General features: G+C 31.6%; 13 protein-coding genes and 1 tRNA gene. 6 read left to right on the plus strand and 8 right to left on the minus strand.

Features of this window, described 5'->3' with window-relative positions:
• Window positions 1–7 precede the first annotated feature (7 nt).
• Window positions 8–1621 (minus strand): amidohydrolase, encoded by a 1614-nt coding sequence (locus ACEPXG_RS15665; RefSeq protein WP_391204383.1) that lies wholly within the window; start codon window positions 1619–1621, stop codon window positions 8–10.
• A 258-nt stretch (window positions 1622–1879) separates the two neighbouring features.
• Here ACEPXG_RS15665 and ACEPXG_RS15670 point away from each other — a divergent pair, with 258 nt between their 5' ends.
• Together ACEPXG_RS15670 and ACEPXG_RS15675 are read left to right on the plus strand one after the other, a co-directional pair.
• A complete protein-coding gene (locus ACEPXG_RS15670) occupies window positions 1880–2608 on the plus strand; it encodes a response regulator (RefSeq protein ID WP_391204386.1) in 729 nt (242 codons plus the stop codon).
• Between the two features lie 10 nt (window positions 2609–2618).
• Window positions 2619–4376: a sensor histidine kinase gene (locus ACEPXG_RS15675; RefSeq protein ID WP_391204389.1), complete on the plus strand. Its 1758-nt coding sequence runs from the start codon at window positions 2619–2621 to the stop codon at window positions 4374–4376.
• An 84-nt stretch (window positions 4377–4460) separates the two neighbouring features.
• On the opposite strand, the gene ACEPXG_RS15680 is transcribed toward ACEPXG_RS15675, so the two are convergent.
• Both ACEPXG_RS15680 and ACEPXG_RS15685 read right to left on the minus strand, forming a co-directional pair.
• On the minus strand, window positions 4461–4736 hold the full coding sequence (locus tag ACEPXG_RS15680) for a DUF1292 domain-containing protein (protein WP_391204392.1): 276 nt from the start codon (window positions 4734–4736) through the stop codon (window positions 4461–4463).
• Between the two features lie 143 nt (window positions 4737–4879).
• The gene (locus ACEPXG_RS15685) at window positions 4880–6784 is read right to left on the minus strand and encodes an endonuclease MutS2 (RefSeq protein WP_391204395.1); all 1905 of its coding nucleotides are present in this window, start codon (window positions 6782–6784) and stop codon (window positions 4880–4882) included.
• 548 nt (window positions 6785–7332) lie between these two features.
• Here ACEPXG_RS15685 and ACEPXG_RS15690 point away from each other — a divergent pair.
• Window positions 7333–7405 (plus strand) — tRNA-Val (locus ACEPXG_RS15690).
• A 127-nt stretch (window positions 7406–7532) separates the two neighbouring features.
• On the opposite strand, the gene ACEPXG_RS15695 is transcribed toward ACEPXG_RS15690, so the two are convergent.
• From ACEPXG_RS15695 to ACEPXG_RS15715, 5 genes are all read right to left on the minus strand, one after another.
• Entirely contained in the window at window positions 7533–8666 is a 1134-nt protein-coding gene (locus ACEPXG_RS15695) for a tyrosine-type recombinase/integrase (protein ID WP_391204399.1), read from the minus strand.
• 93 nt (window positions 8667–8759) lie between these two features.
• Window positions 8760–8981: a helix-turn-helix domain-containing protein gene (locus ACEPXG_RS15700; protein ID WP_391204402.1), complete on the minus strand. Its 222-nt coding sequence runs from the start codon at window positions 8979–8981 to the stop codon at window positions 8760–8762.
• A gap of 3 nt (window positions 8982–8984) precedes the next feature.
• On the minus strand, window positions 8985–9134 hold the full coding sequence (locus tag ACEPXG_RS15705) for a hypothetical protein (protein WP_391204405.1): 150 nt from the start codon (window positions 9132–9134) through the stop codon (window positions 8985–8987).
• A 45-nt stretch (window positions 9135–9179) separates the two neighbouring features.
• Window positions 9180–10091: a hypothetical protein gene (locus ACEPXG_RS15710; protein WP_391204408.1), complete on the minus strand. Its 912-nt coding sequence runs from the start codon at window positions 10089–10091 to the stop codon at window positions 9180–9182.
• A gap of 118 nt (window positions 10092–10209) precedes the next feature.
• Window positions 10210–10338, minus strand: coding sequence for a hypothetical protein (locus ACEPXG_RS15715; RefSeq protein ID WP_391204411.1), 129 nt, complete (start codon window positions 10336–10338; stop codon window positions 10210–10212).
• A 461-nt stretch (window positions 10339–10799) separates the two neighbouring features.
• Between ACEPXG_RS15715 and ACEPXG_RS15720 the strand changes: the two genes are divergently transcribed.
• The 3 genes from ACEPXG_RS15720 to ACEPXG_RS15730 are packed head-to-tail and all read left to right on the plus strand — an operon-like array spanning window position 10800 to window position 14140.
• The gene (locus tag ACEPXG_RS15720) at window positions 10800–12080 is read left to right on the plus strand and encodes a tyrosine-type recombinase/integrase (RefSeq protein WP_391204414.1); all 1281 of its coding nucleotides are present in this window, start codon (window positions 10800–10802) and stop codon (window positions 12078–12080) included.
• Window positions 12081–12092: 12 nt separating this feature from the next.
• Entirely contained in the window at window positions 12093–13184 is a 1092-nt protein-coding gene (locus ACEPXG_RS15725; protein ID WP_391204417.1) for a tyrosine-type recombinase/integrase, read from the plus strand.
• Complete coding sequence (locus ACEPXG_RS15730) at window positions 13181–14140, plus strand: tyrosine-type recombinase/integrase (RefSeq protein WP_391204420.1); 960 nt, start codon at window positions 13181–13183, stop codon at window positions 14138–14140. Before ACEPXG_RS15725 ends, ACEPXG_RS15730 begins: the two co-directional genes overlap by 4 nt.
• The last annotated feature ends 428 nt before the right edge of the window (window positions 14141–14568 follow it).

Below are 14568 nucleotides of genomic sequence, written 5' to 3' on the forward strand. Positions count from 1 at the left end.
CAAAATATCAAACTAAATCTACTTTTTTTTGATAAACTAATTGACCATTCATATACGTTTCTTCCACATAAACCTGATCTATTTCCACAGGGTTAATGTTAAGAATGTCCCGATCCAGCACAATAAAGTCAGCAAAGTAGCCCGGTGCTAGTTGTCCAACGCTTGGGATTCCTGTTACTTCCTGAGCTCCTCGGGTATATAAGGTAATAGCAGTAGGTAAATCTATTCGCTGATCTTTACCTGTATCTGTTCCATCATAGGCAATGCGTGTAACAGCTGATTTTATTCCTACAAATGGATTTACGGGATCTGCCCAAGCCGTAGCAGGTGCATCGGAAGAAAATGCTACTTTTATTCCAGCTTCTAACATTGTTTTGACCGGATATGTTTTCTTCGTTCGCTCAGTACCTAGGTTTTTCAAGTAGCTTTCAATTTCAGCGAAAAGAAAAATTGGTTGAGGAACAAAAGCAATTCCTGCTTCTGACGCACGGCTAATTGCTAGTTTAGTAGGCATAGCTGCATGCTCAATTCGTATAGAAGGAGCATCCGTTAACCATCCTTTTTTCTCATATAAAGTATTTACGATTAGATCAATCGCTTGCTCACCCATTGCATGAACTACTAATTGAATACCATTTTGCTCTGCCGCATCAGCTGCTGCCAATAATTCTTCTTTTGAGGTCGTTTGAATTCCAAAGTTTTCATTTTCCCCTATAAACGATGTTTCCACCCAAGCTGTTTGACCAGATACACTTCCATCAGAGAATAACTTGATTCCACCGATATGAATCTGATTTTCTTTGTTTAATCTGTTTACATCTATAGAAGGCTGTTCTATCAAATCTTCCCAAACGTAGTAGAGGACCGTGCGTTGCTTAAGCCCTTTCGTTTTCGCTTCGTTATATATTTCTAAATAATCAACTGGCTCGCATTTAGCCATCATCTCTGTAATTCCAGTGATTCCATGTGCAAGCAATTTGGGACTGAGATTAGCTAGTGTAGTAGCATTATCTTCTATTGTTTCAATCGGCATCACTTTTTTAACCAAGTCTTTTGCGTTTTCTCGCAAAATACCTGTTGGGACTCCACTTGAATCTTTATCAATCTCTCCTCCTGGAGGATTTTGTGTGTCTTTATGAATGCCGGCTAACTCTAATGCCTTGCTATTCACAGAAACACTATGTCCACATGTTCGGGTAATAACAATTGGAACTTCTGTAGAGGCTTGGTCTAGATCCCAACGTGTTGGCGCCCGATGTTCAGCTAATTTCCCTTCATCATAACCCCAACTCTCCATCCAACCTTGAGTTCCTTCAACTTCTATTTGTTCACGAATCTTTACTATAAGTTCTTGAATAGAGTGAACAATTGGAGGCATACAAGAAATTTGGTTGGATACCTTCGCCAAATATAACGGATGCAAATGCGCATCTATAAACCCAGGAAGCACTCTTCGCCCTTGTAGATCAATAACATCTTTATTTTCATCTTTTAAGTCCGCTTGATCACCAATCCATACGATTTTGCTATCACGTACTACCATTGCGTTGGCATATGGTTGTTGCAAATTTGAAGTGAAAATTTCTCCATTAACAAACACGCACTCATCTGTATGTTTCATATTCTCATTTCCCCTTTTTAATTATATGAATAGAATTAAAATTCCGATAAATATAACTTGATATTAATTAAACATTAATTTAATGTTGCAAAAAAGGGTTTTCACTTTATATTTAGTATCTTATATTGACGTGTTTCTACTCCTTACAGTTAAAAGGTATCAAAATTTAAGGGAGTCAATAGATAAAATTTCAGAATATAGTATTATAGTGATAAGTTAATATACAATAATTCGAACAATTTAAAGGAGCATAACTTCATGTACAAACTACTAATAGCTGATGATGAATACGAAATTAGAAATGGTTTAAGTAGCTATTTTCCATGGGAAGACATAGGCTTTAAAATTATTGGACAGGCTGCAAATGGGGTAGAAGTTTTGGAGTTTATATGTGACCATTCAGTTGATGTGATTCTAAGCGATATTCGAATGCCGGAAATGTCGGGTATTGATGTTGCTAAAAAGTTATTTGAACAAAATTCACCTATTATAGTTGTTTTTTTAAGTGGATATAAAGATTTTAATTACGCGCAGCAAGCCATTAACTTTGGAGTGAAGAGTTATATATCTAAACCTACAAAATATAGTGAGTTATCAACTATATTTTCAAGAATCAAAGAAGAATTAGATCAAAAAAAGAAATCTAAACATTCTGTTCAGAAGAACATGGGAATAGATAAAACTGTGGAAATAATACAAAAGTATATACATGAAAATTACAAAGAAGCTTCATTGGAAGGTGCTTCTCAGTTAGTACATATGAACCCTTATTATATTAGTAAATATTTCAAAGAAAAAACGGGTGGTAACTTTTCAGATTACGTTGTCAGTATGAAAATGAAAAAGGCAGCGGAATTATTGTCCGATATGCAGCTTAAAGTTTACGAAATAAGTGAAATGGTCGGTTATAGCAATTCTAAAAACTTCACCCGTTCATTCAGAAAACACTTCGGCAAAACACCGAGAGAATATAGAAACGAGGAATGAGGGATTAGAATTGAACAATAAATACTATCGGGCCTATTTTTTTAAAAACTTAACAAATTTTTTAATTCCGATGTTAATCCCATTGTTAGTAATGGGAACGTTGTCGATTTTTTTAATCCAGCAATATGTAAAAGAGACTATAAACGATAACAACATGAACTTATTGAAACAAACGAAAGAAAATATGGAATTGATTTTTAATGATCTTGATTCCCTAAATTCATATATTATTGCAAATGCAAACGAATTTAATAACTTGCAAACGATGATGGACAAACGTACACTGACTCTAAAAGATTATAAGGACTTAGCTTCACTTAAAAATTTTATTAATTCTTCTATCAGTGCAAGATCTTATATCGATTCTGTATATATTTATTTTCAAAACAATTCTGGAAAATTTATTACTTCCACTACAGGTGGTTTAGTCAATTTAGCTAAATATCCGGATTATTCTTGGTTTAATAACTTCTATTACTATACCGGGAGAGAATTGACTTGGTCCGAAAAAAGAACAATTAATAAAACTTTGTTTGACAAAATTGAAACTCCAGCAAATCTAATTACTATGTATCGCAGAATAATTGATCATGATGGTGTTTTAGTGTTGAATATTAAGTCGGAATATATAGAGGATCGGTTAGCGAATCTAGTAACGACCGAGGGACAAAGTTTATTCATCGTAAATAATGAAAACAACATCATTTTTAAAGACAAAGAGTACAATCTAAAACAGTCTGACATTAATCGAATTATTTCTGAACCAAACTCTTTTTTTGAAGCAGACTTTAATAATGAATCATTTGTCGTATCCAAAATTACTTCTAAAAAATATGGTTGGAGCTATATATCCGTTACCCCACATCAAAGCTTATACCATGTACCAAAACGTCTATTAAATATAGTATTAATATTATTTTTTATATGTATTATAAGCAGTACAGCCCTCACGCTTTATTTAACCAAGAAGATGGCGAATGATGTTAAAATGATTCTATCTATCTTTGAATCCGCTGAACAGGGGAAATCATTGCCTCCAATGCCTTCCCGTATTCATGATGTACACAGTTATATTATTCATCACATTTCTAAAAACTTTATGGAGCACAACCTTTTAAAACTTCATCTGTCCGAACAAAAGTATAAAGAGCAAGCAATGGAATTTGCAGCCTTACAATCGCAGCTCAATCCCCATTTCTTATTTAACACATTAGAAACGATTAATTGGAAGGCTATTGGTTTGACTGGAAGCCCCAATGAATTAAATGAGATGATTGAAAATTTAGCAGCCATTTTAAGATATTCGCTAGATGAAGAAAACAAAATGGTTCCAATCATGGAGGAAATAAAATATACAATCCACTATATCGAGATTCAAAAAATTAGACATAAAGATCAATTCGAAGTAATTTGGGAATTTGAAGAAGACATTGAAAAGTACCATGTAAAAAAACTAATCCTACAACCCCTTATCGAAAATTCCTTGCAGCATGGAATGATTTCAGGACAGAGATGTAGCATTAAAATTAAAATCCAATCTACCAGCGATCATTTAAAAATATCCGTAATTGATAATGGAAAAGGAATGACCACTGAAAGACTAGTAGAAGTCCAAGAAAGACTGAACTCTAATGCGGAACATTCCAATCATATAGGCCTGATCAACACACATAAACGACTTAAAGTTACGTATGGAAATGAATATGGCCTAGTTATCCGAAGTAAAATTGGTCTTGGGACTGTTATTCGGATTGTTATGCCGAAATGAGATTTGTAATATTAGAAACAAAAAGGGAAAAGCTAGATCACCGCTTTTCCCTTTTTTCTGTATTCATTTGCAATACAAACCCGTTTAATCTTCTTCTGCTATTCTAAATGCTGCAGATACTTTATCGAATTCCTCGTCACTCTCGATCATGGATAATTCCTCATCGTCTTCCACTCGGAAAAAGAAAATATCAATATCCTCTTCCGATTCTCCTTCGATATCGTCTACAAAGCTAACAGCAGCATATTCGTTGTCCTCAACAGTTAACAGACCTAGTACTTCCATTTCCTGCTCCTGATCGTTTTCGTCTAGTACAGTAAAAATTTCGCCAACTTCTACTTTTCCTGTATTTTCTTCCATTCCAAATTCCTCCTTTGATAAATTCTTTTAGCTCTCTAATTCAACTTACATTCAATTATCTAACATATGAGACCTTTTAGCAAAAGTTAAACGAGACCAGAAACATGCAGAACTTTGAAAATCCATCTATGATAGGGAAACAACTATTCTTTAAGCTTTTTTTTAATTTCTAACGAAACTTTTTTTAACGCTTTTTTGGATCCTCTTTCCATATCATGTTGGAATTTTCGTTCTTCATAACTAAGAAATAAAGAATTTAAGTCATATCCTTTTGGATATAAATCGGTTGCTTTTCCTTCAAGATCCATTCTTCTTGCATTTACTTTAATTATTGCATTTTTATAGAACACTAAGACATTATTGAGACTATCCTTTTTCGCATACACAATACCAAAGTCATCTTTTTCTGTTAATTTCACTCTGTCTCCCACTTCGAATTCATAACTTACTACTTCTTGAACAGGAGGCTGAGTTGGCTTTCTTATTTTACTTTCTTTCACGAGTTCTAAATCATAGTTTTTATTTTCTATATAGTACTGCGCTTTTTGCAGTACCTTTTCACGTAAATTCATTTTCCTAGAGATCCATAGAGCATTACTGTCTCCTGACTTACCAATTAAAAGTTTATACATTGGCTCCAATTCTTCACTGTTGAATTGCATCGCGGCATTCATAAAATCACCGTGAACTTCCGAGTAACGCTTTATCTCGCCGTAGTGCGTTGTCGCAATTGTAATACATCCCATCTGATAAAATTCTTCGAGTATAGCAATTGCTAGAGCAGCGCCCTCGTTCGGTTCAGTACCACTTCCGATTTCATCAAAAAGGAGAAGTGTGTTATTCGTCGAGGCATTCATAATTTCGGAGATGTTTTTCATATGGGACGAGAAGGTACTAAGTGAATTTTCGATACTTTGATTGTCACCTATATCCACAAATAGACAATCGAAAATTGCTATTTCCGTCCCTTCATCTGCCGCAATATGAAAGCCTGACATGACAGCTAGTGTTAGTATGCCTATTGTTTTTAGTACTACTGTTTTCCCGCCAGCATTAGGTCCTGTGATTATTAAGCTACGATAGTCTTTTCCAATTTCAAAGTCTAGAGGAACAATATTTCCTTGCAAAAGAGGATGCTTGCAATTCTTCAACTTGATGTAACCATGATTATTTAACTTCGGCTCTATTGCATCCATCCTTTTACTATATTTCGCTTTTGCAAAAATCATGTCATATTGACCTATTAATTCGATATTGATGTTAATTTGTCTAACTTCTTCATAAATAGCTCCTGATATAGTCGCTAAAATTTGATACTCTTCCATCGATTCCTCTGCCTTAAGCATTGCTAATTCTGCATTTAACTTGGAAATAGCAGCTGGTTCAATAAATACAGTTGACCCTTTAGAAGAAGATTCTATAATCGTTCCTTCCACCTGATTTTTATAAGAAGCTTTAATAGGAATCGTAAAACGATCATCTTTTTTACTTATAAAAAATTCTTGAATATATTCTTTATTTGCACCACTCTTTAGAAATTTATTTAAACGTTCTTCTATCTTTTCTTCTGTTTTAGCAATATGATTTCGAATTCGCTTTAAATCTTTACTAGCCTCCGAATCGACTCTATTTCCTCTAATTGAGTAATTAATACTTTCTTCTATCTCCCTAAATTCCATCATCGAATGGGAATAAGCATGTAATACAGGAGCAAAAAATTCTTTATCCGCCATAAATTTTTTTATTACTCTGCAGCCTCTTAAGAAATCAGATATTGCAACTAATTCAGATGCACCTAGTATCATTCCTTTTTCAAGCTTCTCCATCAGATGATTTATGTTAGATATTCCTTTCAGTGGAAGATGGCTTTCTGCATCTAATAACTTCCTTGCTTCGGTCGTTTCGTTTAACCTAATTTTAACCACTTTACTATTTGAGCTTGGTTGAAGCTTATCCAGTAATTCCTTCCCTAAACTACTTACACAATAAAATTTCACCATTTCCTTTAGTTCGTTATATTGTAATTTTTCATATGTCATTGTGTTCATGTGTATTCCTCCTTGAGTAATAAAAAAATGCCCGCAAGAGTCCACCTACCTTTCCATTTTCACGGCTAAACGTAAAATGGATAGAAAGCTCCTGCGGGCATTAGCCTTGCGTATTACAAGGCATTTTCATCGTCAACAAAAATTAACAAAAGAAAAAAAGCTTGACAGGGCAAATCCCGCCATGCTCTTCGTCTTAACATACAATTATGTTAAACGAGTATATGGAAAAGGAAGCAGTCTTCAGGTAGGTATTCACACTGTTAAATAAACACTGTGAAAAAAGGAACAGTTAATAAACTGGAATAAATCCAGTCACTAAAAGCCTTATTAAACTAAATTAGTATTAGTTCATACCTACTTCTGACATACTTCACCACACCTTTTATAAGAATATTTCCAATATACCATCATTTCAATATAGAGTCAATTCCATAAAACAAACTGACCCGTTCTTCAACAAAAGGTATTGTAGTATTGGGATCAAACTTATATAATAACTATAGTGGCAGCAAAAATTATTACTTTCATTAAGTTCTGTCTTGAAATTCGGTCTTGTAGCTCAGTTGGGAGAGCGCCACCTCGACAAGGTGGGGGTCGCAAGTTCGAGACTTGTCGAGACCATCATTTGGATAAGCCAATAAACGTTGATTTATCAATGTTTATTGGCTTTTTCTCTTTTTATATTTTCTAATTATATCCCACAATTATTTAGGTTTGTCCGCAATTTGTCCGCAGGATTTTCACTGTATTAGTTTTTCTGAATTTGAATCGTCTGGTGAAAAGTATCTGCGATGTCATTGTCTGTATTCGGTAATAAATGCGCATAGAATTCTAATGTAATTTTGGGATTTGCATGACCCAATCGTTTAGAAATTTTCACGATATCTAGTCCTGCCGAAATAAGAACGGATGCATGTGTGTGACGAATATCATGGAACCGAATATTTGGTACATTGGACGCTTTAACAATTCGCTTCATTACTCGAACTACATTGCGCGGATCTTGTAAGGTTCCAGTATTTGTGCATATAACCAAATCCCGGTCCCCAAAAGCAGATCCCACTAACTCCTTCCATTCTTCTATTCGTTTTTTATGCAAAACTAATTCATTCAAAACGAATTCTGGAATAGGAATTTGTCGTTTAGAATTTTTGGTTTTTAATGAAGTGAAAATATAACCTTTTTTAGCGACATGCGCTAACGACCTTTTCACATGAATTACTTTTTGTTCCAAGTCTATATCACTCCACTTTAGTCCTAAAATCTCCCCTCTTCGCATTCCAGTATAAATCGCAAGTAGAAAGGTTAAATAATGCCGTTCTCCTTTACAGTTATGAAGAAACTCCTGTATATCTTTAAGTGACCAAATAGACATTTCTTCGTACTTAACTGATGGCGGGTCTGCATCTGACACTGGATTGAACATTATTTTCTTCCATTTAACAGCTTGGCTAAATGCCTGATTTAATAATTGATGCATTTTGCGAATATAACTTGTACTATAATTTTCTCTTAATTTTAGGTTATAGAATAAATCAATATCAGACGTAGTAACTTTACCTATTTCTTTATTTGCAAACGCATTCTTTTGTAGGAGGTGTTTCTCTATAATGTAGCTACTATTCGTCGCGGATGTCTCTTTAATTCTATTTCGGTAGTGGTTATCAAACCAATTTATAATATAATCTGAGAAGATTTCTTTGCTGAGCACTATATACCGATTTTCATCTAACGATAATTCAATCTTCCGGGCAGCTGCCTCAGCATCCTTCTTTTTAATAAATCCGCCTTTACTTATCTGTTTACGTTTCCCAGTTAAGGGGTCATTGCCTATATCAATAGCATACGAATAAGTTTTTCCTCTTTTTCTAATGTGCGCCAATTATTATTTACCTCCAAAATCAATTTTGCACAACGAAAAGTAAACAAGTGGTCTATTACCAACTTGTTCACTTTCTTCTACTTTTATAAGAATTTATTCGCCATTTTTAATTAAATTTTCTTGTTGAGTTTTTAACCAAACAAAAAATTCTTCTCGTAATACACGTTTACATCTACCAATTTTTATTAGTGGAAAATCATTTCGTTTCATAACCTCGTATGCACTAGGTTTGGATATTTTTAGAATTAAACTTATTTCTTTAGCAGTTAGAACAAGAGGGTATTTCCCAATTTCATCTTGTGCATTAATTTTCACTGATTACACCGTCTCAGAGTTAATATCTTTTTCTTTGCTATCTTGATTATACTTAGAATCAGTTCGAATGTTTTCCGTTTCTAACTTTACCCACTCCTTTATTAATGCCAAAGCTTCTTTACGTTTTATTTCTAAATCTCGATTATTTTCCATTAAAAAACCTCCTAAAGAATATACTTCTTTAGGAGGCTTTCTAAATTATCCATTTTCCTTACCTTTGGACAATATATTGTCCAAAGAAAATAAATTGTCTGCCTGAAATTTTTTATCCAAATAAGATATATCAGGAATAACAGTGTCATTAATAGGTACTAAAAAAATCAACTTTTTATTTGAGCGTAAAAATGCATCTCTAATAAAAATTTCACTATTGCCATTTATTAAACTTTGTAATTTCAAAATATCCGAATACTTAAGACTTGCTTCATTTTCGATATGAATTTCAATCGTAAAATAATTTGCTCGAATATCTACTCGAGTGTTTAAAGTCCTCTCTTCTAAAATAAAATCATCAGCTGTTAATTTTATTCCGAAAATTTTTCTTTGTTCGCCTATCATATTTTTCATATCACTAGTAACTTCTTCTAAGAGTTTTTCAAAAGAAATTATTGGTATAAAATCATTGTCATATTCATCAAAAGAATCTGTATGTTTGTAGATGATATTAGTCTTTGCTAAAAATCTAAATGGAAGGTCCAAGATAATTGCTACCTCGTCAACTAAATCAATTGAATTTTTCGATCTTTTAATTGTACGATCTTTAGATTCATGCGTGAAATTACTTTTTATAAACTTACTAATTGAAGACTTAGAATTATATGTGTCAGTAAGTTCTTCGAGTTTTCTATCATCTAAATCGAATACAGTTTTCATAACTAAACAGCGTACACCAATTGTTAATTTTGCAAGATAAAAGTTTAATATCATCGGATTTTCATTAATCAAATATTTAACTTCATTTAATTTCACTTTAGGAGTTATTCCTCGTTCATTATAAAATTTTTCAAAGATTATTTCGTCTTTAATTAATCTACTTATCAACTTTAGATTATTAGTTTTAAAATCATATCGATTCTTTTTATGATTGCCGGTTTCAAGATTATTTAGCATCTTTAGTCATCACCTGATTCAGATACTATAGCTTTGAATCCTCAAATTTACTCTTGGACAAAATATTGTCCAAGCTTTTAAGAAATGAATTTTAAAACCAAACTTCGAATAGTAACAGTTAATCGTTTATACCTTCTTTTGCGATTACCACTTCTAAAACGACCATTTCATTTATAGTATTTTTAAATAAATATTCAACCAATTTATTTTCCCATTTTGCATTTTCCATTAATATTCTAATTGGCACCTAGAATGTCCAATTGTTTTCTAATCATGAATCGGTAAATCCTTAATATTTTCAAGTTAAAATATTGATGCCACTGATATTTTAAAGACAGATAGTTAATTTTCAATTGAACACCTCCAGAAAAGTGTCGTGGAACTTAAATTCCACGACATTTTTGAATAGAATTAAAAAAACAGGATATAAATAGTGTGAATGTTTATTCGCATTCAATTGGCGAACAATTTCCCTTTATCCTTAAGAATTCAAAAAAACACCTATGGATAAATGGACATACCAATCCCCTCATGGGTGACTGTCTGAACACTTCCAAAAGTGTTATTAGTGAAGCTATACCTCTTCCGCGTGGTGGAGGCCAATAAATCAATTCTTTATATTCATATTCTATTTTAAAACATCTACTATTACAATAAATATTTTTAATATTTATTGTAGATTAAATCTTTCAGAAGGTTGAGGAGCATATGGAGCAAAAACTATCTAAACATTACTATAGCAATGAAAATAAACTATTCAAAGAAATTGTAGTGGAGTTTTGTGGTAATTACCCCTCGTCTCTACAGAAAGACATAGAGAAATTTATAGATATCTTTTATAAAGAATGTCAAAAAGAAAAACGTATATTTGACTTAAATAAGCAAATTCAATTAAATAAATTAACACTATCACATGTCATAAAAATCCAAGAGCAGTTGGATATATTAAAACTTAAGAAAGAGTTAGGGATAAAAGAAGCTCCTTCCCTTTTGTATTTTTTAGAGCAGTTCTGTAAGTTCCTTACACAAAAAGATATAGCAAAATTATATTATATTCTTCCGAAAAAAAAAGTAATTACAAAAAACAAAGAAAAATTAAACTTATCTCTTATTAATGGATATGAGAATTATTTAAACTTGAAAAGATATTCCTCTACTACTATAAAACGCCGTTTGGTTAATACAAGATCGTTTTTAAAGTTCTTAAATTACACAGAGAATATTCAAACTTCAAATGACTACTGGTTGACAAGCTTTAAACTCTACGAAGATCACTTAAATCAAAGGTCACTTTTAGAAAAAATATTGCCTTGCAGCGCATATGAATATTTAGTAACAGTTAGATCATTTTCAAACTTTTTATATGAAAAAAAAGAAATAAAGTATATTTATCAAATACCAAATAAAATGATTCAAAATGGGGACCGTTCTAATGAATTTACAAATGAGTCGGATATTCTATTAGTGATAAAACAAATTTTCGAAAGATCCAAAAATGTATTAAGGGATATTTCTATCTTTCTCATTATTTTAGAAACTGGATGCAGACCAATAGAAATAGTTAATTTAAAAATAGAGGATGTAAATATAAAAGAAAAGTTAATAGTACTAAAAAGTAAAAAGTCCCATCAGAGGACATTATTAATAACCGATACCACTTGTGCACTTATTAAGGACTACTTAATCGTTCGCAATAATTATTTCGTTAACAATAATGATTCTTTATTTTTAAATATATATGGAAACGAAATTACAAGTTCCGATATTTCAAATTTATTTAGAAAGTACAATAATCGATTACAAGAAGAAAGAAGGTTTACTCCTAAATCCCTTAGACATACATTCATAACAAACTCTTTAGAAAATGGAAATACTATGGAACAAATCAGAGCAATTGTAGGACATAAACATCTAATTTCAACTCATTATTATTTTTACCGAAACATTGATGATTTAAAAAATGCATTTAAAGATAAAAAACTATATTAAGGAGGCTACTTCTTGTCATTAAATAAAACAATCAATATGTCTATCGAAGAAATTTGTTCTCAATTAGGGATTTCCGAAACAAAACTTATAAAATTCCTTGAAACACCAGATGATGAATTTTCAACAGTTCAAAAAAATGAAAATAATAAAACCGCTATTTTTGTTATAGACCAGTATCTATTAAATTTAAGAACACTAGTGAACACTAATAAAAAATCAGATGAAACTGCAAAAACATATAATAATTTTCTGTCAAGAGTTAAGCTTCACATCTTAAGTAATAATGCCTCCTTGAAAATTAACGAATTAAATGAAGTAATGGTAAATGAAGTAATTACTAAAGGAATGAAAGATAATCGCAAGTATTCTGTGAGAACCATTAATAAATACAACGCAATTATAAGGAGTCTTTTAAAATTTGCTTATAATATGAATTTCTCAAATAAAGACTTTCGTGCTAAATTCACAATAGAAAAAACTTCCTTACTTCCAAGGTATATTAAGGAAGAAGATTTACCTAAAGTTCTGAAGTGCGCTGAGAAACTATCTAAACCACATAGTAGTAGAGCCATTATTATGTTTTTATTAATGACTGGTTGTCGTGTAGCAGAAACTTCAATTGTTAAAATAAAAGATTTTGACATCGAAAATGATTTAATTTATATACTAGGGAAAGGAAACAAGAAGCGAATTGTCCCTATGTTCGCTGAACTAAAGAGTGAAATGCTAGCTTATTTACAAAAAAGTGGGATTAAAGATTGGAATCCTAACTGTGAAGGATATCTATTTGCACGGGACGAGAATCATATAAGAAGCCGAAATTTTGATGTTAGGTCCATTCAACGTATAGTTGAACGTATAAGAAATTTACTACCTGAGCTTTCTTATATAACTTCACATTCTTTTAGGCATACATTTAGCGTATATTGTCTTAAAGCTGGAGTTAAAGAACACTACCTTACAGATATCTTAGGTCATTCTGACCCCAAAACTACTATGACATATACGAAATTACGAGGAGAAGATTTGAGAGATGCTATCATGAATAATTTTCCTTTTCCGTTCGAAAAACTCTTAAATAAAATGAATGAGAAATTAAAATGATTACAGCCCTAGAACAACTTGAAATTTACCAAAAAAATGTTCGTTTAGCAAGATCTACTCTCTATACTTATTCCTTATATATAAATAAATTTTTTCATTATTTATCAAAAGAAATGGAAACTGAACTTCAAGAAATTTACTTGAATAAAGTCTCTAAATTAAGCGACTCTAATGGTAGAGTTATTAGATATTTTCCCATTGAAGGTACATTAATCGATAATTATTTTTCACAAATTCAGCACAAAGGTTATAATGTTCTGAAAGATAACTATAAAGCCTTAATGAGTTTTTTTAAATTTTTAGAACACAATTATAATTTTTTAAACCCTATGTATACTTTAGAATTTCATCTAAAAGATTATTTAGAAGAAAAAAAATATTTTAGAGTACTTACTCGAGGGAATATCTTAAAGTTGATAAACACCATTTATGAGCATTCGGACAATTTGGAGAGAGATGTTAATTTGTTTTTAACATTGATTTCAACTGGTTGTAGAATTGGCGAGATACTTACATTAAAATGTGAAGAAATAGATAGTAGTAATGATACACTCTTTCTTAATAATACCAAAACAAAGGTAGAAAGATTAATTTATTTAAGAATTGAGATGGGAAAGGCATTAAAAGAGTACACATTTAATTGTAATAGAAAGCCATCTGATTTTGTTTTTTTGTCAGATAATAACAAACCCTTTACTAATAAAGAAATAAATTCTTTATTAAAAAAATACTTAACAATAGCGAAACTTCCATTGATAACTGTACATGGTCTAAGACGAACCTTTGCAACATTAATGGCAGATGAAGGTACCCCAATTGATGTTATTAGACAATTATTAGGTCATGAAAGCTTAAACACTACAAAGCAATACATTAATCCACATTATGTGCGCAATAGAGATTTTAATGCTCCGGATAACAAATTGATTCTAGATTATCTTAATAAAAAAATATAAAATACTACACTAAATTACTAATGAATATTAACTGCATGATACTGCTCAATATTGTTAGGAGAAGATCGACAGTACCCCGCTTTTTGTCTTAACTTCTTCAAGCTCACCAATTCTGCTATTATAATAAATTTCAAATTAATGATAATTTACATCATGCCGCCCATTCAGTATATGTTATTATAGAGCCCATCAGTATTTTAAAATCCTTAGTTAAAGCGCTTTTTACTAATTTAATTATCATACTCAGTTATACTTTTTCAAATATTTATTGCCGAATTATTGCCCGTAATCATACTTTAAGTTAGGGAGAAATTAATAGATATCATCTTGAACTGACTAAAATGAAGATTTTCATACGTATGTTCTTAAAATGTTTGGTATGATATAATTAAATTCTTCAAAGGCGATTGGTGCATATTGTTTAATAG

It is taken from the genome of Psychrobacillus sp. L4, assembly GCF_042944905.1.
Lineage (GTDB): Bacteria > Bacillota > Bacilli > Bacillales_A > Planococcaceae > Psychrobacillus.

Coding starts and splice junctions, on each gene's coding strand:
- ACEPXG_RS15665 (WP_391204383.1), bottom strand. CDS start 1,621: ATGAAACATACAGATGAGTGCGTGTTTGTTAATGGAGAAATTTTCACT.
- ACEPXG_RS15670 (WP_391204386.1), top strand. CDS start 1,880: ATGTACAAACTACTAATAGCTGATGATGAATACGAAATTAGAAATGGT.
- ACEPXG_RS15680 (WP_391204392.1), bottom strand. CDS start 4,736: ATGGAAGAAAATACAGGAAAAGTAGAAGTTGGCGAAATTTTTACTGTA.
- ACEPXG_RS15685 (WP_391204395.1), bottom strand. CDS start 6,784: ATGAACACAATGACATATGAAAAATTACAATATAACGAACTAAAGGAA.
- ACEPXG_RS15705 (WP_391204405.1), bottom strand. CDS start 9,134: ATGGAAAATAATCGAGATTTAGAAATAAAACGTAAAGAAGCTTTGGCA.
- ACEPXG_RS15710 (WP_391204408.1), bottom strand. CDS start 10,091: ATGCTAAATAATCTTGAAACCGGCAATCATAAAAAGAATCGATATGAT.
- ACEPXG_RS15720 (WP_391204414.1), top strand. CDS start 10,800: ATGGAGCAAAAACTATCTAAACATTACTATAGCAATGAAAATAAACTA.
- ACEPXG_RS15730 (WP_391204420.1), top strand. CDS start 13,181: ATGATTACAGCCCTAGAACAACTTGAAATTTACCAAAAAAATGTTCGT.